Origin of the sequence: Pseudonocardia adelaidensis, assembly GCF_039543345.1 — a bacterium.
GTDB classification, from domain to species: domain Bacteria; phylum Actinomycetota; class Actinomycetes; order Mycobacteriales; family Pseudonocardiaceae; genus Pseudonocardia; species Pseudonocardia adelaidensis.
Map to the genome: position 1 here is coordinate 103,232 of NZ_BAABJO010000024.1, position 23,980 is coordinate 127,211.

Sequence of the window (23,980 nt, forward strand, 5' to 3'; positions counted from 1 at the left end):
AGGCTGCGGTCGTGTCCGAGACGTCTGATGAGGTGAAGCTGGCCGCGCTGCGCGAACGCGTGCGCGCCGAGCCGCGGCTGCTGGTCGCCTACTCCGGCGGGGTGGACTCGGCGCTCGTGGCGGCCGTCGCCGCGCAGGAGCTCGGGGAACGGGCGGTGGCCGTCACGGCGGTGTCGGCGAGCCTGCCGCGCAGCGAGCGGGCGGCCGCGCGGGCGTTCGCCACCGCCCATGGCATCGCGCACGTGGAGGTCGCCACCGACGAGCTCGACCGGCCCGAGTACGTCGCCAACGGCGGGGACCGCTGCTACCACTGCAAGTCCGCGCTCTTCGACGCGCTCGCCCCGCTGGCCGCGCTCTCCGGCGCGCGGATCGCGCTGGGCACCAACACGGACGACCTCGGCGACCACCGGCCGGGCCAGGCCGCTGCGGCCGCGCGCGGGGCGATCGCGCCGCTGCTCGACGCCGGATTCGGCAAGTCCGACGTGCGCCGCGTCAGCGCGGCACTCGGCCTCGCCACCGCGGAGAAGCCCGCCGCAGCCTGCCTAGCCTCGCGTGTGGCGTACGGCGACCCGGTCACCCCGGAGGTGCTGCACCGCGTCGAGCGGGCCGAGGAGGCGGTGCGGTCGCTGGGCTTCCCGGTGTGCCGGGTCCGGGCCCACGGTGGCGGCGCGGTGGCGCGGGTCGAGGTACCGGCCGACGACGTGTCGCGGGCCGCCGGCCTGCGGTCCGAGCTGGACCGGGCCGTCCGTGGCGCGGGCTTCGAGTTCTGCGCGCTCGACATGCAGGGGTTCGCCAGCGGGCGGATGAACGTGCTGCTGGGGATGCCGGGCGCGCGATGAGCGAGCCCGGGGGATGGAAGCCGGCGGAGCTTGCGGAGCCGGCGGGGTGGGTGGGTACAGCGAGGGAATCAACGTCACAGAGCCCGCGCGAAGCGCCCGGCCGAGCGCAGCGAGGCCGAGCGAATCGCGGATTCGAGGACCTCGGGTACGCGCGGCCCGACACCGACCGGGAGGCACGGCTCGGCCTCCCGGAGGTGGTGTACGGGCCGGGGAAGACGGTCGACCAGGTCGTCGGCGTGGTGCGGTCGCTGCTCGCGGGCAACGACGGCCCGGTGCTGGTCTCGCGCATCAGCGCCGAGGACGCCGCCGAGGTGGGCGCCGCCGTCGAGGGCGGGACGTACGACCCGGTCGCCCGCCTGCTGGTGTGGCGGCCCGCGCCCGCCCGGCCGTTCCGCGTGGTGGTGGCGTCCGCCGGCACATCGGACTGGCCGGTGGCGGCCGAGGCCGCGGCCGTCGCCACGGCGATCGGACTGCAGGTGCTCCAGCTGCGGGACGTCGGGGTGGCCGGGGTGCACCGCCTGCTCGCCGAGAAGGAGACGCTCGCCGCGGCCGACGCGGTGATCGTGGTGGCCGGGATGGAGGGCGCGCTGCCCAGCGTCGTCGGTGGGCTGGTGGGCTGCCCGGTCATCGCCGTGCCGACCTCCGTCGGGTACGGGGCGGTGTTCGAGGGCGTCACGCCCCTGCTGGCGATGCTCAGCTCCTGCGCGGCGGGCGTGGTGGTCGTGAACATCGACTCCGGTTTCGGGGCGGCGATCGCGGCCCACCGCATGGCGCTCCGGGTCGCTCGGTGATCCTCTGGCTCAACCCGTTCAGCGGGATCTCCGGCGACATGCTGCTGGGCGCGCTGCTCGACCTCGGCGCCCCGCTCGACGGGGTGCGGGCGGCGGTGGCGGGCACCGGGCTGGACGGCTGGGAGCTCACGGCCGAGCGCGTCACGCGCGGCGGGATCGGGGCCACCCGGGCCGTCGTCGAGGTCACCGACACCGCCACCGAGCGGCATGCCGACGAGCTGCTCGCCCGGGTTGCCGACGTGCCGGTCGCGGCGCGGGCCGTCCGGGAGATCGCCGAGGTGGAGGCCGGGATCCACGGCATCGATCCGGCCCGGGTGCACCTGCACGAGATCGGCGGGCTCGACACGGTCGTCGACACGGTCGGCGTGGCCGCCGCCCTCGACCTCCTCGGGGTCACCGAGGTGCACTGCGGGCCGCTCGCGCTGGGCTCGGGCACCGTCGCGACGCGGCACGGGGTGCTGCCGGTGCCCGCGCCCGCCACGGCGGCGCTGCTCGCGCGGGCCGGCGCTCCGGTCGTCGGCGCGGGCGACGGCGAGACGGTGACCCCCACCGGGGCCGCGTTGCTCGTCGCGGCGGGGGCGCGGTTCGGCGCGCTGCCCGCGATGGCGCTGCAGGGTGTCGGTTACGGCGCGGGTGGGCGCGACCCGGCCGGCCGGGCGAACGTGCTCCAGGCGCTGCTCGGTGACGCGAGCGGGCGCGGCGAGTCGATGGTGCTGCTGGAGACCAACGTCGACGACGTCACCGGCGAGGTGCTCGGCCACCTCGTCGGGCGGCTGCTCGACGCCGGCGCCGCGGACGCGTGGCTCTCGCCGATCGTGATGAAGAAGGGCAGGCCCGCCCACACCGTGCACGTGCTGGTGGCCCCCCAGCACGCGGCGGGCTGCGAGCGGCTCGTGCTCGCCGAGACCGGCAGCCTGGGCCTGCGCCGCACGGCCGTGGACCGCGCCGCCCTGCCCCGGTACACCACCACCGTGGACGTCGAGGGCCACCCGGTACGGCTCAAGCACGGGCCGTGGGGCGTGAAGCCCGAGCACGACGACGTGGCCGCCGCGGCCGCGGCCCTGGACCTCCCGCTCCGCGAGGTGTCCCGTCGGGCATCGGAAGCGCAGTCCTAGACATCGGACGTCTGGCTGCTCACACATCAGAGGAGTTGCGTTGACCGGGTGAGGCGCCGCACATAGCCTCGGTGGGCAGGCCGCGCACAAGGGGGTACGTCGTGAGCACGCATCTCGGTCCGTTCGAGGCCGTCCGGAACCTGACCTACGACGTGCCGTTCCCGCGGCTGCTGCCGGTGCGGCAGCGGTTCGACCCGGCGCAGGTCGCCGACGTCGCCGCGGCCACGGCGCAGGCGCTCGAGCCGTTGCGGGCGCGGATCCGCGCCGGCATGACCGTGGCCATCACGGCCGGTAGCCGCGGCATCCACGACAAGCCCGCGGTGGTGCGCGCGGCCGGGGAGTGGTTGCGCGCGGCGGGCGCCGAGCCGTTCGTGGTGCCGGCGATGGGCTCGCACGGCGGCGCCACCGCGGAGGGCCAGGTGGAGCTGCTCGCCGACCTCGGGATCACCGAGGAGAGCGTCGGCATGCCGATCCGCGCCACGATGGAGACCGTCGAGATCGACCGCCTCCCCGACGGCCCCGCCGTGCACCTCGACGCCAACGCCGCGAAGGCCGACGGCATCCTCGCGATCAACCGCGTCAAGGCCCACACCGACTTCCAGGGCGACATCGAGAGCGGCATCACCAAGATCATCGCAATCGGGCTGGGCAAGCAGCGCGGTGCCGAGGGCATCCACCGGTTCGGCCCGGCCAACCTGGCGGTCTGGCTCCCGCCGGTGGCCCGCCGCATCGTCGACACCGGCAAGGTGCTCGGCGGCATCGCGATCGTCGAGAACGCCTACGACCGGGCCGCCCGGATCGAGCTGCTCGACGCCCCGGACATCGCCGGGCCCGCCGAGGCCGCGTTGCTCGTCGACTCCAAGCGCCGCATGGCCCGGCTCCCGTTCGACGACATCGACGTCGCGGTGATCGACGAGATGGGCAAGAACTACTCCGGTGCCGGGATGGACACCAACGTCATCGGCCGGATGATGATCCGCGGGAGCGCCGAGTTCGAGCGCCCGCGCATCCGCAACATCGCCGTGCTCGACGTCAGCGACGCCTCGCACGGCAACGCCGTCGGGCTCGGCCTCGCCGACTTCGTGCCGTTCCGGCTGCTCGAGCGGATCGACCTGCGCAGCGTCTACATCAACGCGATGACCTCGGGCCTCGGCGGCCCCCAGCGCGCGCAGATCCCGATGGCGTTCGCCACCGACCGCGACACGATCGCGGCCGCCGTCGCCACCTGCGGGCGGGCGGACGTCAGCGCGCTCACGCTCGTGCGCATGCGCAACACGCTCGACCTCGAACACCTCCTGGTGTCCGAGTCGTTGCGGCCGGCCGTGGACGCCCACCGCGACCTGGAGATCACCGGTGACGCCGTGCCGATGGCGTTCGACGAGGAGGGACGGCTGCAGCCGTGGCAGTGACACCGATCAGCATCCAGCGGCGCGGGGAGCCGAGCGTACGGCTGCACCCGGCCGACAACGTGGTCGTGGCCGCGCTGGCCCTGCCCGAAGGCACCGTCGTGGACGGGGTGACGCTGCGCAGGGACGTGCCGCGCGGGCACAAGGTCGCCGTCGCCGGGATCGCCGTGGGTGAACCGGTCCGCAAGTACAACCAGATCATCGGCTTCGCCACCGAGGCGATCGCGCCCGGCGACCACGTGCACACCCACAACGTCGAGTTCCGCGCGTTCGAGCGCGACTACGCCGTGGGCGCCGACGTCACGGAGACGCGGTTCGTCCCGGAGGCCGAGCGGGCCACCTTCCAGGGCATCGTCCGGGCCGACGGCAAGGTCGCCACCCGCAACTACCTGGGCATCCTCACCTCGGTCAACTGCTCGGCCACCGCGGCCAAGATGATCGCCGACCAGTTCCGGCGGCCCGGCGTGCTCGACGACTTCCCGAACGTCGACGGCGTCGTCGCGCTCACCCACGGCACCGGCTGCGGCATGGCCGACGACGGCGAGGGCATCGCGGTGCTGCGCCGCACGCTCGCCGGCTACGCCGAGCACCCCAACTTCGCCGGGTTCCTGATGCTCGGCCTGGGCTGCGAGGTCAACCAGATCCGCGGGGTCTCGGAGGGCTGGCGGCTCGACCCGTCCCGGCCCGTCGCCACGATGACGATCCAGGAGCAGGGCGGCACCCTCGCCACGGTGCGGGCGGGCGTCGAGGCCCTGCAGGCGATGCTGCCGCAGGCCAACGAGGTCACCCGCCAGACCGTCCCGGCCAGCGAGCTGGTGCTCGGCCTCAACTGCGGTGGCTCCGACGCCTACTCGGGCATCACCGCCAACCCCGCGCTCGGCGCGGCCGTCGACATCCTCGTGCGCCACGGGGGCACCGCCGTGCTCGGCGAGACCCCGGAGATCTACGGCGCCGAGCACCTGCTCACGCGGCGCGCGGTGAGCCCGGAGATCGCCGAGAAGCTGATCGACCGGATCCACTGGTGGGAGGAGTACACCGCCAAGAACAACGGGTCGATGGACAACAACCCGTCGCCGGGCAACAAGGCGGGCGGGCTCACCACGATCCTGGAGAAGTCGCTGGGCGCCGTCGCGAAGGGCGGCACCACGAACCTCACCGGCGTCTACGGCTACGCGGAGAAGGTCACCGCCAAGGGCTTCACGTTCATGGACACGCCCGGCTACGACCCGGTGTCGGTCACCGGCATCATCGCGGGCGGCGCCACCGTCATGTGCTTCACCACCGGGCGCGGTTCGGTGCTGGGCACCAAGCCGACGCCCAGCATCAAGCTCGCCACCAACACCGAGATGTACGAGCGCATGTCCGGCGACATGGACGTCAACTGCGGCGTGATCCTCTCCGACGGCGAGTCCGTCGAGGCGGTGGGGGAGCGGCTGTTCCGGTTCATCCTCGACACCGCATCCGGGCGCAAGACGTTCAGCGAGGAGCTGGGCTTCGGGCAGGAGGAGTTCGTGCCGTGGCAGCTGGGTGCGGTGATGTGATGGGCGATGTGATGCTCGACTTCACGGAGAAGGTCGTCCTGGTCACCGGCGCGGGCAGCGGGATCGGCGCCGCGGTCGCGCGGGGCTTCGCCCGCCACGGTGCGCACGTCGTGGTCCACTACGGGCACAACCGCGAGGGCGCCGAGAAGACCGCGAACGCGATCCAGGAGGCGGGAGGCGCCGCGTCCGTCGTCTCCGCGGACCTGTCCTCGGCGGCCGGGGCCACACGCCTCGTCGACGAGGTCGCCGCCGCGCACGGGCGGCTGGACGTGCTGGTCAACAACGCGGGCGACCTGCTCGGGCGCATGCCGATCGCGGAGATGACCGACGAGCACTTCGCCCGTGTCATGGACCTCAACATGACGTCCCTGTTCGCCGCATGCCGGCAGGTCATCCCGGTGATGAAGGGGCAGGGCGGCGGCGCGATCGTCAACCTCACCTCGATCGCGGCCCGCACCGGCGGCGCGGGCGGCTCGGTGGCGTACGCGACGAGCAAGGGCGCGGTCAGCACGTTCACCCGTGGCCTCGCCAAGGAGCTGGCCCGGGACGGGATCCGCGTCAACGCGGTGGCGCCCGGTGTGATCACCACGCCGTTCCACGAGCGGCACACCCCGGCGCAGCAGATGGACGCGATGGTCGCCGGCATCCCGATGGGGCGCCCGGGTACTCCGGAGGAGTGCGTCGGCACCGTGCTGTTCCTGGCCTCGGCGGCCATGAGCGGCTACGTCACCGGCCAGGTGATCGAGGTCAACGGAGGGCAGCTCACGCCATGACGGATCAGAACGGTCGCCGCCTGCGCAGCCAGGCGTGGTTCGACAACCCCGCGAACCCCGGCATGACCGCCCTCTACATCGAGCGGTACATGAACTGGGGCCTCACACGCGAGGAGCTGCAGTCCGGAAAGCCGATCATCGGTATCGCGCAGACCGGCTCCGACCTCGCCCCGTGCAACCGCCACCACCTCGTCCTCGCCGACCGGGTGCGCGAGGGGATCCGGGAGATGGGCGCGATCGCGTTCGAGTTCCCGGTGCACCCGATCCAGGAGACCGGCAAACGGCCCACCGCGGCGATCGACCGCAACCTCGCCTACCTGGGGCTGGTCGAGGTGCTGCACGGCTACCCGCTCGACGGCGTCGTGCTCACCACCGGCTGTGACAAGACCACCCCGGCGTGCCTGATGGCCGCGGCCACCGTGGACATCCCCGCGATCGTGCTGTCCGGCGGGCCGATGCTCAACGGCTGGTACCAGGGGCAGCGCACCGGCTCGGGCACGATCGTGTGGAAGGCCCGCGAGATGCTGGCCGCCGAGGAGATCGACCAGGCCGAGTTCGTGGAGATGGTGGCCTCGTCGGCGCCGTCGCCGGGGCACTGCAACACGATGGGCACCGCGTCCACGATGAACGCACTCGCCGAGTCGCTCGGTATGAGCCTGCCCGGCTCGTCGGCGATCCCGGCGCCGCACCGCGACCGCGCCCGCAACGCCTACCTCACCGGGCGGCGGATCGTGGAGATGGTGCACGAGGACCTCAAGCCGTCCGACGTCATGACGCGCGAGGCCTTCGAGAACACGATCGTCGTCAACTCCGCGATCGGCGGCTCCACCAACGCCCCGATCCACATCACGGCCGTGGCCCGGCACGTGGGCGTCGACCTGCCGATGGACGACTGGCAGCGGCTCGGCCTGGAGATCCCGCTGATCGTCGACCTGCAGCCGGCGGGCAAGTACCTCGGCGAGGAGTTCTACCGGGCCGGCGGCGTGCCCGCCGTCGTGAACGAGCTGATGGCGCACGGCCTCATCCGCGAGGGCGCCCGCACCGTCAACGGGAAGACCATCGGTGAGAACTGCCGCGACACGGTGGCCACCGACCGCGACGTGATCCGCACGTTCGACAACGCCCTGCAGGCCGACGCCGGGTTCCTGGTGCTGAAGGGCAACCTGTTCGACTGCGCGATCATGAAGACGAGTGTGATCTCGCCGGAGTTCCGGGAGCGCTACCTGTCCGACCCGGACCACCCGAACGTCCTCGAGGGCCGGGCGGTCGTCTTCGACGGACCCGAGGACTACCACCACCGCATCGAGGACCCCGAGCTCAAGATCGACGAGGACTGCCTCCTGTTCATGCGGGGAGCAGGTCCGCTCGGCTACCCGGGAGCGGCCGAGGTCGTGAACATGCAGCCGCCCGCCGAGCTGATCAAGCGGGGTGTGCACGCGCTGCCGTGCATCGGCGACGGGCGCCAGTCCGGCACGTCCGGCTCGCCGTCGATCCTGAACGCCTCGCCCGAGGCGGCCGCGGGCGGCGGGCTCGCGATCCTTCAGACCGGCGACCCGGTGCGCATCGACCTGGGCGCCGGGACCGCGGACATCCTCCTGCCCGCCGAGGAGCTGGCCGAGCGCAGGCGGCGGCTGGAGGAGGCAGGCGGCTACCCGATGCCCGCCTCCCAGACCCCGTGGCAGGAGATCCAGCGCGGCATGGTGGACCAGCTCTCGGAGGGCATGGTCCTGAAGCCCGCGGTGGCCTACCAGCGCGTGGCGAGCAAGGGCCTGCCGCGGGACAACCACTGACCCAGCCGTGAGTGGATACGAGTGCTCCAGCACCCGTATCCACTCACGACATCGGCCGGATCGTGACACGGGCCGCTCTCCTCGATGGGGCCGCAGCGGGTGAGCTCGACCTCCGAGCTCAGCCGGCGAGCGGGGCGAACAGGTCCACGATGTTGCCGTCCGGGTCGAGGAGGGTGGCATAGCGCTGTCCCCACGGCGCGTCGTAGGGCGGTAGCGGGCCGGGGTGCCCCGCTTCCGTCATCCGTTCGAACATCGCGTCGACCTCGGCGGGCGAGCCGAGCCCGAAGGCGAGGGCGACTCGTCCGGCGGTGTCCGGAGGGTTCCACTCCGGGTGCATGCCGGTGATGGTCTCCTGGGCGTCGAACCACAGCTGGTTGCCGCCGGGGAGGTCGGCGTTGACGTGCGGATCGGGCGCTCCCGGCTCGGGAACCGCCAGGCCGAGGAGGCGGTAGAAGGCGATCGCGCGCCGGACGTCCTTGGCGAAGATCTGGACGGCTGCCGAGGTCAAGGGTGGTGTCATGGCTGGACGGTAAGTCGGCCGCCGCCCCAGGTCGTGAACGGATCGGACGCCCGCGGGTGACCTGCCTCGTGCGCCGTCACGGTGGCCGAGGGCGCGGCGTCCGATGCCGAACCTGGAAAGGAGAGGCTCATGGACCTCGGGCTTCGAGCCCTTCACCGCCTGAACTGATCCCCTTCATCGTTCCCATTTCCCACTCCGCTATCTTCGCATTCTTGAAATGCGCGGACGAAGCTGCTTCATAAGAGATTCACAGCTGCTTCCCAGCGCATTCCAATAATCGGGGAGAAAGGGTGGCATGGCGACGGTGGCTGACCGGAAACTCTCGGCGGCATGGGCGTGGGCCCGCACGCGCTGGCTGAACATCGGGCTGCTCCTGCTGCTGGTCGGGGCGATCGTGGCGACGGTCCTGGTGATCACCCATCCGGGTGGGGAGGTGCCGGTCGCCCGGACGGCGACGGTCTCGCGGGGCGACGTGACGGCGCTCGTCACCGGGAGCGGCAACGCCGAGTCGTCGCTGCGGACGCCGGTGAGCTTCGAGGGGTCGGGCACGGTCACCTCGGTGGCGGTCGAGCCGGGCGACACCGTGACCCTCGGCCAGACCCTGGCCACGATCGACGACGCCGCGGCGCAGGCCGAGCTGCGCACCGCCGAGGCGCAGCTCGCGGGGGCGCAGGCCGCGCTCGACCAGGCGAAGGCCGGGCCGACCGACGTGCAGTCGCGGCAGGACCAGCTGGCGATCACGCAGGCCGAGCAGGCACTCGACAACGCGCGGGCCGCCGTGACGGCCGCGGAGAAGCAGCTCGAGCTCGACCGGGCGTCGACGCGGTCGGCGATCGACAGCGCGAAGACCCAGCTGGCGAACGACGACAAGGCGACCGCCACGGCCATCGAGAACGCCGAGGACAAGCTCGAGGCCGACACCAAGACCCAGAAGACCCTCGTCCAGCAGGCCGAGGCCGAGGAGAAGGCGGCCTGCAGTGGCGCGAACTCGCTCGCGGAGGACAGCGAGGAGTCGGGGAGCACGTCCAGCAGCTGCACCTCGGCGAAGCTGGCCGCGAAGAACGCCGAGAACACCCGCGACTCGGTGCTGCTGGCCGACGAGCAGGCGGTCACGACGGCCGAGCAGACCCGCGAGTCGACGCTCGACCAGGGCAGGCAGGTCGTCACGGATGCCGAACACGCGCGGGCGGACACCCTGCTGAAGGGCCAGACGACGATCGATACGAACAAGCAGGCCGTGACGAAGGCGGAGGGTGACGTCACGGCCGCGAAGCTCACCGCCGAGCAGAACGAGCACCCGCAGACCCCGGAGGAGATCGCCCAGGCACAGGCCACGGTCGACGGCGCGCAGGTCGACGTCGACACCGCTCGTCGCGCCGTCGACGAGACCGCGTTGAAGGCGCCGCAGGCCGGGGTCGTGCTCGCCGTGAACGGCGAGGTGGGCGAGTCGGCGGGCGGGCAGGGCTCCGACGACGACTCGGGTTCGTCCGGGAACGGCAACGGGGACGACAGCGGCGACACGGCGGCGTCGGATGCGGCCACGTCGGCCGGGGACGGGTTCATCGTCATCGCCAACCCCAGCGAGCTCGCGGTGACGGCGCAGATCCCGGAGGCGGACGCCGCGAAGCTCGAGCTGGGCCAGCAGGCCACGGTCTCGTTCCCGGCGACCGGGACCACGGCGACCGGCACCGTCACCCGGAAGGACCCGCAGAGCACGGTGTCGAACGACGTGGTGCTCTACCCGGTCACGATCTCCCTGGACACCGCGCCTGCCGGCGTCGGGGTCGGGGCCACCGCCAACCTGTCGATCACGACGGGCAACGCGACCGGTGTGCTGAAGGCGCCGACGCAGGCGATCACCACGACCGGCAACCGCAGCACGGTCACGGTGCGCCGCGACGGCGTCGACACCGTCGTCCCCGTCCGGATCGGGGTGTCCGGGCCGGCCGAGACGGAGATCGTCAGCGGGGTCGAGGAGGGCGACGTGCTGGTGCTGCCGTCGCCGACCGTCGCGACCGCGGGCTCCGGCGCGGGCTTCCCCAGGACGGGTGGCCGGTGATGGCTCCGGTCATCGAGCTGCGCGGGGTCGCGAAGATCTACGGGAGCGGCGACACCGTGGTCCGGGCCGTCGACGGTGTCGACCTCGTCGTCGAACGCGGTGACCACGTCGCGGTGATGGGGGCGTCGGGCTCGGGGAAGTCGACGCTGATGAACATCATCGGCTGCCTGGACCTCCCGACCCGAGGCCGCTACGCCCTCGACGGCGTGGACACGCGGCGGCTCGACGATCGCCGGCAGGCCCTGATCCGCAACCGGAAGATCGGGTTCGTCTTCCAGTCGTTCAACCTGATCCCGCGCACCACCGCCCTGCGCAACGTCGAGCTCCCGATGGCCTACGCCCGCGTCCGCGGGCCGGAGCGGCGGAGCAGGGCGCTGCGCGCGCTGGAGCGGGTGGGGCTCGGCGACCGGGTCCACCACCGCCCGTCCGAGCTCTCCGGTGGGCAGCAGCAGCGGGTGGCGATCGCCCGCGCGATCGCCACCGATCCCGTCCTGCTGCTCGCCGACGAGCCGACCGGGGCGCTCGACAGCCGGAGCACGGACGAGGTGCTGGCCCTGTTCGACGACCTCAACGCGGACGGCAGGACGCTCGTGGTGATCACCCACGAGGAGCAGGTCGCGCGGCGCGCGAAGCGGGTGCTGTACATGCGGGACGGCCGGATCCTCTCGGACGAGCGGGTGGCCCCGGTGCCCGTGCCGGCGGTGGGCTCGTGAACCTGGGGCAGAGCCTGCAGTTCGCGGTGGCCGGGGTGCTGGCGAACAAGCTGCGCTCGGTGCTGACGATGTCGGGGATCGTGATCGGCGTCGCCGCGGTGATCATCCTCGTGGCCGCGGGCACCGGGGCGAGCGCCGCCACGACGGCGTCGATCAGCGCACTGGGCAGCAACACGTTGACGATCACGCCGGAGACCGGTCAGGGCGGCGGCGGCCGCGGGGGTGGCCCGCGCATCGTCGGCGGTGGTGGTGGCATGTTCGGGGGCGGCGGCCCGCGCCCGGTCGGTCCGGGAGCTCTCGCACAGCAGCCGGAGGAGGACGACCGGGGCACCGAGATCCGCAGGTCGCAACTGACCCTCGAGGACGCCGAGGCGCTCGTCGATCCCGAGCTTGCGCCGACCGTCGCGTCGGTGGCGCCGGTGGTGACGGCGAGCTCGGTGACGGCGACCTACGAGGGCGCGTCGCACGACGTCGCCACGCTGACCGGCACGACCCCGAGCTACCTCACCAACGTCGACGACACGGTGCAGGCGGGCGTGCCGATCACCGACCCCGACTACCTGGCCCACAACCGGGTGGCGCTCGTCGGGCTCACCGTCGCCACCGCGCTGGCGGGCGGCGACGGGCAGGCGCTCGTCGGGCAGCCGATCCAGCTGAACGGCGTGGCCTTCCAGGTGGTCGGCCTGCTGACCGCCAAGGGCAGCAGCGGGCCGCAGGACCAGGACGACCGCGTGCTCGCGCCGATGACGGCGGTGCAGGACACCCTCACCGGCTACGGGCCGCTGTCGAGCATCTCGGTCAAGGCGGTGTCCGCGGAGGGGGTCCCGGTGGCGACGGCCGAGGTCACCGCCATCCTGAACGCCCGCCACGGCACGGAGGTCCCGGACTTCTCGATCTCCAGTCCCACGTCGATCCTCGAGGCGGTCTCGGAGGTCAACGCGACCTTCACGCTGCTGCTGGGGGCGGTGGCGGGCATCTCGCTGCTCGTGGGCGGGATCGGGGTCATGAACATCATGCTCGTCACCGTCACCGAACGGACGCGGGAGATCGGCATCCGGAAGGCGATCGGCGCGCAGAAGTCCGACATCGTCGGGCAGTTCCTGCTCGAGGCCACGATGCTCTCCGTCGCGGGCGGCCTGCTCGGGATCGGCATCGGGGTCTCGGTCGGCTCGCTGTCGATCGGCGGCTTCCAGATGATCGTCGCGCCGTTCTCGGTGCTGCTCGCGTTCGCCGTGTCCGTGGCGATCGGGCTGTTCTTCGGCTTCTACCCCGCGAACAAGGCGGCGAACCTGCGTCCGATCCACGCCCTCCGATACGAGTGATGCCGATGGAACGTCATGACGACCTGCTGGAACCGGAGTGGGAGCGGCCACCACGGAACCGAACGCTCACCCTCGTACTGGTGGCCGCACTGATCTTCGTGCTCGGGTTCGCGGGCGGCGCGCTGACCCAGCGGGCCCTCACCCCCGATACACCCACGGTGGTCACGGGTGGGCAGGGTGGTGGAGCGCCGGCCGGGGGCGTCCGCCGTGCAGGGCCGCAAGGAGGGGCTCGGGGCGGTGGCGGCTGATCGCGACGATCGCTCGCAACACGGCCCGCGGGTCGATCGGCACGTCGGAGATGGGGCACGGCGGCGATCAAGGGGAAATGGTTGCTCCCAGAGATGGCGGCCATCTCGCCGTGATCGTCCCACCGGGCAGGGCCCCCAGCCCGCCCGGGAGGGGTGGCCCGGCACGACGCACGGCGCCGCCGGAGGCCAGCGGCCGGTGGTACGTGGTACTGGAAGTTGGCGCCGCTGCGCGGCGAGGCCTCACCCGTTGACGGGGGTGACGGCGCGACCTTCCGTGAACCAGCTCGTCAGGTTGTCCACCACCAGCCGAGCCATGGCCCGCCGCGTGGGCTTGCTCCCCGAACCGACGTGCGGGAGCAGGACGGCGTTGTCGAGGTCGATCAGCTCCCGCGGGACGTTCGGCTCGTCCTCGTAGACGTCGAGCCCCGCGGCGCGGATCGTGCGCGTCTTCAGGGCGGCGACGAGCGCGGCTTCGTCCACGACGCTGCCGCGTCCGATGTTGACGAGCACGCCGTCCGGGCCGAGCGCCTCCAGCACCTCGGCGTCCACGAGGTGCCGGGTGGCGGCGCTGCCCGGCACGACGACGAGCAGGATGTCGACGTCGCGCGCCATCTCCAGCAGCGACGGGTAGTAGCGGTACGGGACGTCCTTCTGGCTGCGGTTGTGGTAGCCGACCGTCATGCGGAAGGGCTCGGCGCGGCGCGCGATCGCCTCGCCGATCCGGCCCAGCCCGAGGATGCCCAGCTTGCGGCCGGTCACCGTCAGGTCCGTGAGCGGGTAGTGGCCCTCGGCGGCCCACCGCCCGGCACGCAGGTACCGCTCGGCCTGTCCCAGCTCGCGCACGGTCATCAGGAGCAGCGCGAGCGCGGTGTCGGCGACCTCGTCGTCCAGCACGCCGGGGGTGTTGGTGACGACCACCCCGCGCTCGGTGGCCGCGTCGACGTCCACGCTGTCGTACCCGACGCCGAAGTTGGCCACGATCTCGAGTTCCGGCAGCCGGTCGAAGAGGGCCGCGTCGATGCGCCGGTGCCCGCCGACGGCGAGGCCGCGCACGTCGCCGCCTCGGTCGGCGAGCAGCGCGTCCGGGTCGGTGGCCTCCCACAGCCGCAGGAGCTCGAAACGTTCCTCACAGGCGTCGACGACGATGTCGTGCATGCGGACCGGCATCAGGACGGTCGGACGGGTCATGGCGACAACTCTGCTCAACGCGCGGCGCCGGAGCCGCACCGGGCGGCACTATGCGGATCGCGAATAGTGGTAGGCGCAGAAGGTGATTGACCCGATCGGGCGTAGCCGCACATCATGCGGGCACTCGCCGTCACCGTCGACTGGAGTGGTCACCCATGCCGTTGCTGCGTCGCATCCGTCTCGCTGCCCTTCCGATAGCGCTGAGCGTCGTATTGGCGGCCTGCGGCGCCGGTGGCGGAGCGGCCTCCGACGCGCCGAAGTCGCCGTGCGACACCTCCGACGACTTCCCGAGCCGCCCGATCGAGCTGATCGTTCCCTGGGCGGCAGGCGGCGGCACGGACAGCGTCGCGCGCTTCATCGGCACCCAGCTGGGTCAGCGGCTCGGCGTCCAGGTCAACGTCGTCAACCGGACGGGCGGCGGCGGGGTGGTGGGCCACAGCGCCATCGCCACGGCGCGCCCCGACGGCACGACGATCGGCCTGGCCACCGTCGAGATCACGATGATGCACTGGCAGGGGCTGACGGACCTCACGTACGAGCAGCTCACCCCGATCGGTCTGGTCAACTCCGACCCGGCGGGCGTCACGGTGCGGACCGAGGCGCAGTGGACCGACGTCCAGCAGTTGCTCGCCGAGGCGAAGGCGCAGCCCGGGGCGATGACCGCGTCCGGGACCGGCCGGGGCGGGATCTGGGACCTGGCGCGGGCCGGCATGCTGCTCGAGGCGGGGCTGCCCGCCGACGCGATCCGCTGGGTGCCCAGCGAGGGCGCGGCGCCCGCCCTGCAGGAGCTCGTGGCCGGCGGCATCAACGTCTCCACCGCGAGCCTCGTCGAGAACCACACGATGATCGAGTCCGGGCGCGCCAAGGCCCTCGCCGTCATGGCGGAGGAGCGCCTGCCGAACCTCCCGGACGTGCCGACGCTGCGCGAGCAGGGCATCGACTTCACGATGGCGGCCTGGCGGGGCATCGCCGGGCCCGAGGGCCTGCCCGACGACATCGTGGGCGAGCTCAGCTGCCACCTCGACGGGATCGTGCACAGCCCCGAGTACGAGGAGTTCATGGGCACCGCGGGCTTCGGCATCGTCTGGAAGAACGCCCAGGACTTCGGCGCGTACCTCGCGGCGCAGGACGCCGAGAAGGGCGAGATCATGCGGGCCGCCGGGTTGGCCGCGTGACGACCGAACCCGCACCCGCGCCGTCGGGCGTCCCGTGGCGCCACGACCTCGTCAGCGGGCTCCTCACCGCAGCCCTGGGCGCCGCCGTCGTGCTGCACGTCCGCACGTTCCCGGAGCTCCCGGACGGCCAGCCCGGCCCGGCGCTCTTCCCGGGCATCGTCGGTGGGTTGCTCGTGCTCTTCGGGCTGGTGCTCGTCGTGCGTGCCGTGCTCGCCCGGGGGGAACCGGCCGCCGATCCGGACGCCGGGGTCACGGCGCGGGGGTGGCTGCGCGCGCTCGCCGTGCTCGGCCTCGTCGTCGGGTACCTGCTGCTGGCCGAGACGCTCGGGTTCCTCCTGACGATGGGCGTGCTGCTGTTCCTGCTGATGTGGACGCTCGGGGCGCGCCCGCTGATCGCCGTGCTCGCCGCCGCGGTCACCACCGGGTTCATCTTCGTGGTGTTCGAGGAGCTGCTGCTCGTCCCGCTCCCGGAAGGCCTCCTGGGATAGCCGTGGGTGACCTCGCAACCGCGCTGGGGATGCTCGCCGACCCCACGCTCGTCGTGGCCGTGCTCGCCTCTGCGGTGTACGGCCTGTTCATCGGCGCCATCCCCGGTTTGTCGGCGACGCTGGCGACGGCCCTGCTCGTGCCGTTCGTGTTCTTCCTCGACCCGCTGCCGGCCATCGCCGCGGTCATCACGATGTCGGCGATGGCGATCTTCGCGGGGGACCTCCCGTCCGCGCTCGTCCGCATGCCCGGCACGCCGGCGAGCGCGGCCTACACCGAGGACGCCTACCTGCAGACCCGGTCGGGGCACGGGTCGAGGGCGCTCGGGGTGGCGCTGCTCGGCTCGGTGATCGGCGGGATCGTCGGCGCGGTCGTGCTGATGGTCGCCGCGCCGTTGCTGGCCGAGTTCGCGCTGCTGTTCACCTCGTACGAGTACTTCTGGGTCGCGGTGCTCGGTCTCGCCGCCTCGGTGATCATCTCCGAGGGCTCCCAGGTGAAGGGGGCCATCTCGCTGCTCATCGGGCTGTTGCTCTCCACCGTCGGCATCGACATCGCGTTGGGCTACGCGCGGTTCACCTTCGGCAGCGTCGACCTGCTCCAGGGGATCAGCTTCATCCCGGCCATGATCGGTCTGTTCGGGCTCTCCGAGGTGCTGCGGGCCGCGCTGCGGCCGAGCGGGCCGGTCGAGGTGGTGCGGCTGCGCACGCAGGGCATGTTCCGCGAGACCGTGCGCACCCTCCGGCGGTACTGGCGGGGCATGGTCAGCGGCAACGCCATCGGCAGCGTGATCGGGGCGTTGCCCGGCGCGGGCGGGGACATCGCCGCCTGGGTCTCCTACGCCGCCACGAAGCGGGCGTCGAAGGAGGGGCACCTCTTCGGCAAGGGGGAGGGGCACGTCGAGCCGATCGTGTCGGCCGGCTCGGCCAACAACGCGGCCCTCGCCTCGGCCTACGTGCCGATGCTCGTGTTCGGGATCCCGGGCGACACGATCACCGCGATCCTGCTCGGGGTGCTGCTGGTGAAGGGGGTCCAGCCGGGCCCGGAGCTGTTCAACTCGGACGCCCCCATGCTCTACGGCGTCTACCTGATCTTCATCATCGCGAACCTGCTGCTGGTCCCGCTCGGGTACCTCGCGATCCGCGGCAGCGCCTGGCTCCTGCGGGTGCCGCCGTCGGTGCTCATGCCGGTGATCGTGGCCTTCTGCGTCGTCGGCTCGTTCTCGATCAACAACGGCTACCTCGAGATCATCATCATGCTGGTGCTCGGGGTGCTCGGCTACCTGCTGGAGCGCTCGGGCTTCCCGCTGGCGCCGGTCGTGCTGGGGCTCGTGCTGGGGCCGATCGTCGAGAAGAACTTCATGCAGAGCGTGATCAAGACGAACTGGGACCTCACCCAGTTCCTGACCAGGCCCATCAGCGCGCTGCTGCTGGTGGTGACCGTTGTGGTGCTGCTCTACCCGCTGCTGCGCAGGCTCGTGCGGACCTTGCGCAGCGGTTGACGCTCCGGGGTGGGGCATACCACGATCCCCCAGACATCTGATGAGTCAGCCCGAGAGGACGACGATGTCCGAGAGCACGAACAGAGCGACCGAGACCGACCCGTACACGCTCACCGCGGACGGCATCAAGGAACCGCCGACCGGCTGGCGCGACAGCATGCGCTACTTCGGCCCCGGCCTGATCCTCAGCGCCTCGATCGTCGGCTCCGGCGAGCTGATCGCGACCACGGCACTCGGAGCCCAAGCCGGGTTCGTGCTGCTCTGGCTGGTGATCGTCAGCACGCTGGTGAAGGTGGCGGTGCAGATCGAGCTGGCGCGCTGGACGATCGCCACCGGGCAGCCCGCGCTCACGGGCTACGCCAAGGTGCCCCCGCTGATCTTCGGCATCGGCTGGGTGAACCTGCTGTGGGCCGTGCTGGCGCTCTCCAAGCTGCTCCAGCTCGGCGGGATCATCGGCGGCACGGCCATCGCGTTCAGCGTCCTGCTGCCCATCGGCGGTGACCCGCTCGCATTCACGTCCCTGCTGGTCTGGACGTCGATCCTCGCCATCGGCAGCATCGCGCTGCTCTACTCCAACCGCTACACGCTGATCGAGCGCGGCGCTGCGCTGCTCGTCGTGACCTTCACCGCCATCACCGTGGTCATCGCCCTCGGCCTGCCGGCCACGCCGTGGGCCTACGGGTTCGACGACCTCGGCAGCGGCCTGGTGTTCCTCGTCCCGGCGGGCACGCTCGGCGCCGCGCTCGCGATGTTCGGCATCACCGGCGTCGGCGCCGACGAGATCACCTTCTACACGTACTGGTGCGTGGAGAAGGGGTACGCGCGCTGGGTCGGCCCGAACGACGGCAGTGACGAGTGGGTGCGCCGGGCCAACGGCTGGATCCGGGTGATGTACAAGGACGCGATGCTGTCCTGGGTGATCTACACCTTCGGGACGCTGGCGTTCTACCTCATGGGCGCGGCGGTGCTGAACCCGCAGGGGCTCGTCCCCTCGGGCAACGGGATGATCACCACCCTGTCGCGGCTCTACACCGACGTCCTCGGTGAGTGGGCGAACGTCCTCTTCCTGCTCGGCGCGATCGCCGTGCTCGGCTCCACCATGTGGGCCGCGATCCCGAGCTGGTCGCGGATGTACACGAACCTGCTCGCCACCTTCGGCGTGCTGGACTGGCAGGACCCGGTCGCCCGGCTGCGCTGGATCCGCGTCTTCACCGTGGCGCTGCCGCTGCTGTGGGCCGTGATCTACCTGACGATCCAGTCCCCGGTGATCATGGTGCAGATCGCCGGTGTGATGACGGGGATCTTCCTCATCGGCGTGGTCTGGGCGGTGTACTGGCTGCGCCGCAACGAGACCGACCCGCGGCTGCACGGTGGGCGCGCGTTCGCGGTGTGCCTCGCCGTGAGCAGCGTGGCGATCGCGCTGCTCGGCGTCTACTCGCTGGCCGACGTCGTGGGGATCGTCTAACTGCGCGACCCGGCGGGGTCGAGGTAGCGCTCGACGTCCTCCTCGGTCTGCTGCAGGTGGGCCTCCATCGCGGCCCGTGCCTGCGCCGGGTCGCCCGCCTCGACCGCGCGCAGGATCGCGGCGTGGCGGTCGAGCGCGTGGCTGCGGAAGTCCGCCACCGCCGACGTCTCCTGGCGCATCGCGCGGAGCACCGACGTGAGCGGCTCGAAGAGGGCGTCGAGGAAGACGTTGTCGGCGGCTTCGAAGAGCGCGGCGTGGAAGGCGAGGTCGGCCTCGGCGGAGCCGGTGGCGTCACCGCGGGCGTGCCCGTCGAGCATCTGCCGGTGCAGCGTGCGCAGCCGCTCCAGGTGCGACTCCTGGCGGCGGACCGCGGCGAGCTCGACGATCGCGACCTCGACGGCCCGGCGGGCCTCCATCAGCCTGCGGGGCAGCAGCAGCGGGTCGCCCCCCGCGCGGCTGCGGGCGAGGAGCAGCCTGCCGTCCAGCGGGGACCACGTGTTCGTCGGGTTGACGAGCGTGGACCGGCCCTGCTGCACGTCGAGGACCCGCGTGGGGACGAGCGAGCGGATCGCCTCGCGCACGGTGAGGCGGCTGACGCCGAACCGGGTGGCCAGCTCGGACTCGCTCGGCAACGGCCCTCCGACCGGGAACGTGCCGTCCAGTACGAGGTCGAGCAGCTGTTCGGCCACTACGTCGGCTCGCCCGGGGCGCATCCACCCACCCTAGAGGTGACCGCTGGTTTGTGACGTGCGCGACTACGTGACCCTTCTCCTAGTCTGTGTTCGTGGTGGACCGTGGCGACCGGCGGCTGGAGGAGCTGCGCAACCAGGCCGTCGTCGCCACCGACATGTCGTTCACGATCAGCGACCCTCGGCAGCGCGGCGACCCGCTGGTGTGGGTCAACCCGTCGTTCACCGCGCTCACCGGCTATCCGGCAGAGGATGCGGTGGGGCGCAACTGCCGGTTCCTGCAGGGCCGCAACACCGACGGCGCCGCCGTGCGGCGGATCGGGGATGCGCTGCGGCAGCGGCGGTCGATCACGGAGGTGCTGCTCAACTACCGCCGGGACGGCACGGCGTTCTGGAACCAGATCGCGATCTCGCCCGTGTTCGACTGCGCCGGCGACCTCGTCAACTTCGTCGGCGTGCAGTCCGACGTCACCGAGCGGGTCGTCGTCGAGCAGGAGCGCCGGGCCGCACTGGCCGAGGCCGAGGAGGCCCGCGCGCAGCTGCGCATGCTCGCCGAGGCCACGACGCAGATGACCGTGGCGCTCGGCGTCGTGGACGCGTGTGAGCGCCTGGCGCGCAGCCTCGTGCCGGAGCTCGCCGACCTGTGCGCCGTGGACCTGCTGGACTCGCCGGGACGAGGGGTCCCCCGCCGCCTCGCCGTCGTGGCGCGCGACGTCGAGGACGACGAGCGGTTGCGCGAGCTCGGCCGGCTGCGCAACTACCACGTGGGCGACCCGAGCGACACCGGCCACGTACTGGCGGGCGACCGGCCCGTGCTCGTGCCGGAGCTGCCCGAACGGGGCGCCGACCGCTACCCTGACGACCCGGCCGCGGCCGCCGTCTACGACACGTTGCGGCTGCGGTCGGTGATGGTCGTGGCGGTCCGCGCCCGCGGGCGGGTGCTCGCCGCGCTCACGCTGCTCACCCAGCACCCCTACGGGCGCCGCTACTCGCTGCGCGACCTGCACCTCGCCACCGACATCGCAGGCCGGGCGGGGCTCGCGATCGACAACGCGCGGCTGTACGAGACCGAGCACGCCGCCGCCGTGACGCTCCAGCGCAGCCTGCTGCCCGAGGTGTCGGACGTCGCGGGGGTACAGGTGGCGGCCCGGTACCTGGTGGGCGTCGACGGCAACCAGGTCGGCGGCGACTGGTATGACGTGCTCGACCTGCCCGACGGCGCGCTCGGCCTCGCCATCGGCGACGTCGCGGGCCACGACCTGCGCGCGGCCGCCGCGATGGGGCAGCTGCGCGGCGTGCTGCGCTCGTACGCGTGGGACGGCGGCAGGCCCGGTTCCGTGCTCGACCGGTGCGACCAGCTCGTGCAGGGCCTGGAGATGGCGGCGATGGCCACGGCCGTCTACGTCCGCGTCGAACCGCCGGACGCGGACGGGGCGCGGATGCTCTGCTACGCCAACGCGGGCCACCCGGCGCCGCTGCTGCTGGAACCCGACGGCACGCTGGTGCGGCTGGACGAGCAGCGCTCGCCGATGATCGGCGCCATCCGCAGCCTCGGCAGGCGGACGGGGCCCGGCCGGGCCGAGGCGGTGCGCCGCTGCTCGCCCGGCACCCTGCTGTTGCTCTACACCGACGGTCTCACCGACGTCGCGGGCGAGGACGCCGACCAGCGGACCGCCCTGCTGGAACGGACGCTCGCGGAGCTGCCCCTCGGGGCCGCGGCGGACGACGTCGTGGAGCGCGTCCTCGGGGTGTGCAGCCCGCCGCGGCTGCGCGACGACGTCGCGCTGCTGGCCGTCCGGCTCGCTCCATAGGGGGAGTCTGCGCAGGTGGGAGCGCCGAACGGTGCCTGCGCACCGTTCCACCGCCTACCCCGCGGTAAGGCACCACTCACGGATCACCCGCCGCCGCTCGGCGTACGGACCTCCGGTACGGCGGGACCGGCGCCTCGGGTGGGGGTTGACTCAGCGGCGGATCGTTCGACCCCGGGGGCGGGGCCGGCGACCGGTCGAGGGGGACACGTTGCAGATGGTCGCGGTTCCGGAGATGCCTGTCTCCGAGCCGGTGGCGGGCGCCGCCACCGGGAGTCCTCCCGTGCCTGCGTCGCGCGCCGTGGCGGTCACCGTCACCCCGATGGAGCTGCTGCGCCCCGAATCCCATCTCGCGGAGCTCATTTCCGGGTTCCCGCAGGTCGAGCTGCTCGTGGCGGCCGACGACGGCGGGCCCGACGCCGACGACGACCACGACCGACTGGGCGAGGAGTTGCGGGCCACTGCCGCCGGGCTCGAGCTGCCCGGGCTCGCGTTGCACCGGCTCGGCCTGCCCCACCCGCTGCCCGTCACCGCGGAGGGCGACCTGGTTGCCGCGCTGAGCGAGCTGGTCGGCTTCGACCCGGAGCCGGGTCTGTACTGCCTGGCCCCGGGCCCGGCGCCGGCCGACCCGGCCCGCGGTGTCGTCGAGCGCGCCGCCCAGCGGATCGCCCAGGTCTATGGCATCCCGCTGCTGCGCTACCGCTGCCTGGAGCTGTCCGTCGTCACGGGCGCGTGAAAAGGGGCGGGTCCTGAAGGACCCGCCCCTTGCCTTCCGAGCGCGCTCAGCTGGCCATCGCGATGCCGCGCTGCTCGAGGATCACCCTCCGCTCGGCCTCCGCGAGGCCGCCCCACACGCCGAACGGCTCCCGGGTCTGCAGCGCGAACTCGCGGCACTGCTCGATCACCGGGCAGCGCCGGCACACTTCCTTGGCCTGGGCGGTGCGGCGTGCACGGGACGGGTTGCGCTCTCCATCGGGGTGGAAGAAGACGCCGCTGTCCATGCCACGGCACGCCCCGAGACGCTGCCATTGCCACGCGTGGTCCATGGGGCCGGGGAGCCGCGAAACGTCGCTCATCGTCACCTCTTGTCGTTCGTGCCCGACGTTCCGGGCGACCGAGGTGCTGGTTCCCAGGTCGATCCGCGGTCAAACACGTCAGAGCACGGATGCGCCGGATGTGATTCAGCTCACATCAGACGAGAGGTTTTCCGGCTGGTCAGGTGGCCGCGAGCGCACGCTCCACGGTGTCGTGGATGTCGAAGAGCGGGATCAGACCCGCGATCGTGAGCGGCCGCAGCACGCGCCGCGCGGTGCAGGCCAGCCGCAGCTCGACGCCCGCCGAGTGGGCGGCCTCCCGCACCTCGATGAGCACGGCGAGGCCGCTGGTGCCGAGGAAGGTGACCCCGTCGAGGTCGAGCACGACGAGCTCCACGCCGGAGTCGGGCTCGAACTGGTCGAGTACGACGAGGCGAAGCTGAGGGGACGTCAGCATGTCGACCTCGCCGCCGACCGTGATAACGATCTGGCCGGCCGCCGGGCGCGCGGTCGACAGGGTGATCTGGTCATCGGTGTCGCCCCCGCGTCGGATCGACGAAGGGTCCGTCTGGAGGTTCTCGCGCGTCTCGGACATCGGTCGTCACCGTAAGGCTCGGCGCCCGGTCGTGCCACCTGGAGCGGCGGGCGACCCGGACGGGGTCAGGCGGAGGGGACCCGGTCCGGGCCGCCCGCGGGGTGCGGATCGGAACGGACGATCAGCTCGCGCGCGGTCAGCCGCGCGCGGCGACGCCGTTGCGGTCCGCGGAGTCGTTGTTGTTGTTGCTGCGCGTGGCGCTCTCGCCCAGCTCGGTGCCGAGGAGCTTGTGCAGGCGCGCCATCTCGTTGCGGACGCCCTCGTGCAGCGAGCCGATGCGCCGCAGCTCCTGCTCGGCGGCCTCGCGGCGACGCTTGAGGTCCTGGTCGCTGCGGTTGAGCACCTCCTTGGCGCGGGCCTGCGCCTCGGAGAGCACCTTGTCGGCCGCGGCGCGGGCGTCGTCGGTGATGCGGCTGGCGTCGTCGCGGGCGGCGGCCAGCATGGCGGCGGCCTGCTGCTCCCGCTCCTGGATGGCCACGTTGCGCTGCGCGGCCTCCTGGTCGAGCTCGGCCGACCGCGCGATGAGCTTCTGCTCGACCTCGTGGCGGTGCCGCTCGGCGTCGGCGCGGGCCTGCTCCACCAGCGCGGTGGCCTCGTTGGCGGCCCGGCTGCGGACGTCGGCCGCCTCGTGCTCGGCCAGCCGCAGGATCTTCTCCGCGCGGAAGCCGAAGCTCTCCTGGGAGATCGGGCCGTCGGCCTGTTGCGCGCGGGCGGTGCGCAGCTCGCCTTCGATGGCGCGGGCGTGCTGCTCGGCCTGCTTGCGCGCGGTCTCCGCTGCGTTGACGCGGTCACGGAGCTCGCGCAGCTGGGCATCGACCTGGTCGCGGTCGTAGCCGCGACGGACGATGTCGAACGACGCTCCGGCGGGGGACGGGACGCCCCCACTGCTGTGGACGGAGTTCTGGGGGGTGCTGATCGTCACGGC

Annotated in this window: 23 protein-coding genes; 17 read left to right on the plus strand and 6 right to left on the minus strand. The window is 72.5% G+C overall.

Features of this window, described 5'->3' with window-relative positions:
* Nucleotides 1–11 precede the first annotated feature (11 nt).
* The 7 genes from larE to ABEA81_RS27945 all read left to right on the plus strand — a co-directional run bounded on the left by larE (nt 12) and on the right by ABEA81_RS27945 (nt 8,255).
* Nucleotides 12–839 (plus strand): ATP-dependent sacrificial sulfur transferase LarE, encoded by an 828-nt coding sequence (larE, locus tag ABEA81_RS27915; protein WP_345608768.1) that lies wholly within the window; start codon nt 12–14, stop codon nt 837–839.
* Nucleotides 836–1,630: a nickel pincer cofactor biosynthesis protein LarB gene (gene larB / locus ABEA81_RS27920; RefSeq protein ID WP_345608770.1), complete on the plus strand. Its 795-nt coding sequence runs from the start codon at nt 836–838 to the stop codon at nt 1,628–1,630. Before larE ends, larB begins: the two co-directional genes overlap by 4 nt.
* Nucleotides 1,627–2,745, plus strand: coding sequence for a nickel pincer cofactor biosynthesis protein LarC (gene larC / locus ABEA81_RS27925; protein WP_345608772.1), 1,119 nt, complete (start codon nt 1,627–1,629; stop codon nt 2,743–2,745). The genes larB and larC overlap by 4 nt, the downstream gene beginning before the upstream one ends.
* 101 nt (nt 2,746–2,846) lie before the next feature.
* The gene (locus tag ABEA81_RS27930) at nt 2,847–4,154 is read left to right on the plus strand and encodes a nickel pincer cofactor-dependent isomerase, group 22 (RefSeq protein WP_345608774.1); all 1,308 of its coding nucleotides are present in this window, start codon (nt 2,847–2,849) and stop codon (nt 4,152–4,154) included.
* Nucleotides 4,145–5,692 carry a UxaA family hydrolase gene (locus ABEA81_RS27935; protein ID WP_345608776.1) on the plus strand — a complete coding sequence of 516 codons (1,548 nt, stop codon included), beginning with the start codon at nt 4,145–4,147 and terminating at the stop codon, nt 5,690–5,692. The genes ABEA81_RS27930 and ABEA81_RS27935 overlap by 10 nt, the downstream gene beginning before the upstream one ends.
* Nucleotides 5,692–6,465, plus strand: a complete 774-nt coding sequence (locus ABEA81_RS27940; RefSeq protein ID WP_345608779.1) for an SDR family NAD(P)-dependent oxidoreductase — start codon at nt 5,692–5,694, stop codon at nt 6,463–6,465. Before ABEA81_RS27935 ends, ABEA81_RS27940 begins: the two co-directional genes overlap by 1 nt.
* A complete protein-coding gene (locus ABEA81_RS27945) occupies nt 6,462–8,255 on the plus strand; it encodes an IlvD/Edd family dehydratase (protein WP_345608781.1) in 1,794 nt (597 codons plus the stop codon). The genes ABEA81_RS27940 and ABEA81_RS27945 overlap by 4 nt, the downstream gene beginning before the upstream one ends.
* A gap of 118 nt (nt 8,256–8,373) precedes the next feature.
* Here the strand turns inward: ABEA81_RS27945 and ABEA81_RS27950 are convergent, their stop codons facing one another.
* Complete coding sequence (locus ABEA81_RS27950) at nt 8,374–8,775, minus strand: VOC family protein (protein ID WP_345608783.1); 402 nt, start codon at nt 8,773–8,775, stop codon at nt 8,374–8,376.
* A gap of 304 nt (nt 8,776–9,079) precedes the next feature.
* On the opposite strand from ABEA81_RS27950, the gene ABEA81_RS27955 reads away from it, so the two are divergent.
* From ABEA81_RS27955 to ABEA81_RS27970, 4 genes are read left to right on the plus strand one after another with little or no spacing between them, the layout of a single operon-like run.
* Nucleotides 9,080–10,834, plus strand: a complete 1,755-nt coding sequence (locus ABEA81_RS27955) for an HlyD family efflux transporter periplasmic adaptor subunit (RefSeq protein WP_345608785.1) — start codon at nt 9,080–9,082, stop codon at nt 10,832–10,834.
* Nucleotides 10,834–11,547 carry an ABC transporter ATP-binding protein gene (locus tag ABEA81_RS27960; RefSeq protein ID WP_345608787.1) on the plus strand — a complete coding sequence of 238 codons (714 nt, stop codon included), beginning with the start codon at nt 10,834–10,836 and terminating at the stop codon, nt 11,545–11,547. The genes ABEA81_RS27955 and ABEA81_RS27960 overlap by 1 nt, the downstream gene beginning before the upstream one ends.
* Entirely contained in the window at nt 11,544–12,869 is a 1,326-nt protein-coding gene (locus ABEA81_RS27965; protein ID WP_345608790.1) for an ABC transporter permease, read from the plus strand. Before ABEA81_RS27960 ends, ABEA81_RS27965 begins: the two co-directional genes overlap by 4 nt.
* Nucleotides 12,870–12,874: 5 nt before the next feature.
* Nucleotides 12,875–13,117: a hypothetical protein gene (locus ABEA81_RS27970; RefSeq protein WP_345608792.1), complete on the plus strand. Its 243-nt coding sequence runs from the start codon at nt 12,875–12,877 to the stop codon at nt 13,115–13,117.
* 240 nt (nt 13,118–13,357) lie between these two features.
* Here the strand turns inward: ABEA81_RS27970 and ABEA81_RS27975 are convergent, their stop codons facing one another.
* Nucleotides 13,358–14,305 (minus strand): 2-hydroxyacid dehydrogenase, encoded by a 948-nt coding sequence (locus ABEA81_RS27975; RefSeq protein WP_345608794.1) that lies wholly within the window; start codon nt 14,303–14,305, stop codon nt 13,358–13,360.
* Between the two features lie 155 nt (nt 14,306–14,460).
* Between ABEA81_RS27975 and ABEA81_RS27980 the strand changes: the two genes are divergently transcribed.
* The 4 genes from ABEA81_RS27980 to ABEA81_RS27995 all read left to right on the plus strand — a co-directional run bounded on the left by ABEA81_RS27980 (nt 14,461) and on the right by ABEA81_RS27995 (nt 18,929).
* Complete coding sequence (locus ABEA81_RS27980) at nt 14,461–15,480, plus strand: tripartite tricarboxylate transporter substrate binding protein (RefSeq protein WP_345608796.1); 1,020 nt, start codon at nt 14,461–14,463, stop codon at nt 15,478–15,480.
* The gene (locus tag ABEA81_RS27985) at nt 15,477–15,968 is read left to right on the plus strand and encodes a tripartite tricarboxylate transporter TctB family protein (RefSeq protein WP_345608798.1); all 492 of its coding nucleotides are present in this window, start codon (nt 15,477–15,479) and stop codon (nt 15,966–15,968) included. The genes ABEA81_RS27980 and ABEA81_RS27985 overlap by 4 nt, the downstream gene beginning before the upstream one ends.
* A 2-nt stretch (nt 15,969–15,970) precedes the next feature.
* The gene (locus ABEA81_RS27990; RefSeq protein ID WP_345608802.1) at nt 15,971–17,464 is read left to right on the plus strand and encodes a tripartite tricarboxylate transporter permease; all 1,494 of its coding nucleotides are present in this window, start codon (nt 15,971–15,973) and stop codon (nt 17,462–17,464) included.
* A 64-nt stretch (nt 17,465–17,528) separates the two neighbouring features.
* Entirely contained in the window at nt 17,529–18,929 is a 1,401-nt protein-coding gene (locus ABEA81_RS27995) for an Nramp family divalent metal transporter (RefSeq protein WP_345608805.1), read from the plus strand.
* Here ABEA81_RS27995 and ABEA81_RS28000 read toward each other — a convergent pair.
* Nucleotides 18,926–19,642: a FadR/GntR family transcriptional regulator gene (locus ABEA81_RS28000; RefSeq protein WP_345608808.1), complete on the minus strand. Its 717-nt coding sequence runs from the start codon at nt 19,640–19,642 to the stop codon at nt 18,926–18,928. The two genes, ABEA81_RS27995 and ABEA81_RS28000, sit on opposite strands and share 4 nt — an antisense overlap.
* A gap of 71 nt (nt 19,643–19,713) precedes the next feature.
* Between ABEA81_RS28000 and ABEA81_RS28005 the strand changes: the two genes are divergently transcribed.
* Together ABEA81_RS28005 and ABEA81_RS28010 are read left to right on the plus strand one after the other, a co-directional pair.
* Entirely contained in the window at nt 19,714–21,429 is a 1,716-nt protein-coding gene (locus tag ABEA81_RS28005) for a SpoIIE family protein phosphatase (protein ID WP_345608811.1), read from the plus strand.
* Between the two features lie 232 nt (nt 21,430–21,661).
* Nucleotides 21,662–22,162 (plus strand): hypothetical protein, encoded by a 501-nt coding sequence (locus tag ABEA81_RS28010; RefSeq protein ID WP_345608814.1) that lies wholly within the window; start codon nt 21,662–21,664, stop codon nt 22,160–22,162.
* A 46-nt stretch (nt 22,163–22,208) separates the two neighbouring features.
* Here the strand turns inward: ABEA81_RS28010 and ABEA81_RS28015 are convergent, their stop codons facing one another.
* The 3 genes from ABEA81_RS28015 to ABEA81_RS28025 all read right to left on the minus strand — a co-directional run bounded on the left by ABEA81_RS28015 (nt 22,209) and on the right by ABEA81_RS28025 (nt 23,977).
* Nucleotides 22,209–22,502, minus strand: a complete 294-nt coding sequence (locus ABEA81_RS28015; RefSeq protein WP_142105004.1) for a WhiB family transcriptional regulator — start codon at nt 22,500–22,502, stop codon at nt 22,209–22,211.
* 139 nt (nt 22,503–22,641) lie between these two features.
* Nucleotides 22,642–23,055 (minus strand): STAS domain-containing protein, encoded by a 414-nt coding sequence (locus ABEA81_RS28020; RefSeq protein WP_345608817.1) that lies wholly within the window; start codon nt 23,053–23,055, stop codon nt 22,642–22,644.
* A gap of 136 nt (nt 23,056–23,191) precedes the next feature.
* The gene (locus tag ABEA81_RS28025) at nt 23,192–23,977 is read right to left on the minus strand and encodes a coiled-coil domain-containing protein (protein ID WP_345608819.1); all 786 of its coding nucleotides are present in this window, start codon (nt 23,975–23,977) and stop codon (nt 23,192–23,194) included.
* Nucleotides 23,978–23,980 lie beyond the last annotated feature (3 nt).

What these genes read in the sequence shown, in the direction of transcription:
- larB (WP_345608770.1), top strand. Translation starts at nt 836, where the DNA reads ATGAGCGAGCCCGGGGGATGGAAGCCGGCGGAGCTTGCGGAGCCGGCG.
- ABEA81_RS27940 (WP_345608779.1), top strand. Translation starts at nt 5,692, where the DNA reads ATGGGCGATGTGATGCTCGACTTCACGGAGAAGGTCGTCCTGGTCACC.
- ABEA81_RS27945 (WP_345608781.1), top strand. Translation starts at nt 6,462, where the DNA reads ATGACGGATCAGAACGGTCGCCGCCTGCGCAGCCAGGCGTGGTTCGAC.
- ABEA81_RS27950 (WP_345608783.1), bottom strand. Translation starts at nt 8,775, where the DNA reads ATGACACCACCCTTGACCTCGGCAGCCGTCCAGATCTTCGCCAAGGAC.
- ABEA81_RS27960 (WP_345608787.1), top strand. Translation starts at nt 10,834, where the DNA reads ATGGCTCCGGTCATCGAGCTGCGCGGGGTCGCGAAGATCTACGGGAGC.
- ABEA81_RS27970 (WP_345608792.1), top strand. Translation starts at nt 12,875, where the DNA reads ATGGAACGTCATGACGACCTGCTGGAACCGGAGTGGGAGCGGCCACCA.
- ABEA81_RS27975 (WP_345608794.1), bottom strand. Translation starts at nt 14,305, where the DNA reads ATGACCCGTCCGACCGTCCTGATGCCGGTCCGCATGCACGACATCGTC.
- ABEA81_RS27980 (WP_345608796.1), top strand. Translation starts at nt 14,461, where the DNA reads ATGCCGTTGCTGCGTCGCATCCGTCTCGCTGCCCTTCCGATAGCGCTG.
- ABEA81_RS27995 (WP_345608805.1), top strand. Translation starts at nt 17,529, where the DNA reads ATGTCCGAGAGCACGAACAGAGCGACCGAGACCGACCCGTACACGCTC.
- ABEA81_RS28000 (WP_345608808.1), bottom strand. Translation starts at nt 19,642, where the DNA reads ATGCGCCCCGGGCGAGCCGACGTAGTGGCCGAACAGCTGCTCGACCTC.
- ABEA81_RS28010 (WP_345608814.1), top strand. Translation starts at nt 21,662, where the DNA reads ATGCCTGTCTCCGAGCCGGTGGCGGGCGCCGCCACCGGGAGTCCTCCC.
- ABEA81_RS28015 (WP_142105004.1), bottom strand. Translation starts at nt 22,502, where the DNA reads ATGAGCGACGTTTCGCGGCTCCCCGGCCCCATGGACCACGCGTGGCAA.
- ABEA81_RS28020 (WP_345608817.1), bottom strand. Translation starts at nt 23,055, where the DNA reads ATGTCCGAGACGCGCGAGAACCTCCAGACGGACCCTTCGTCGATCCGA.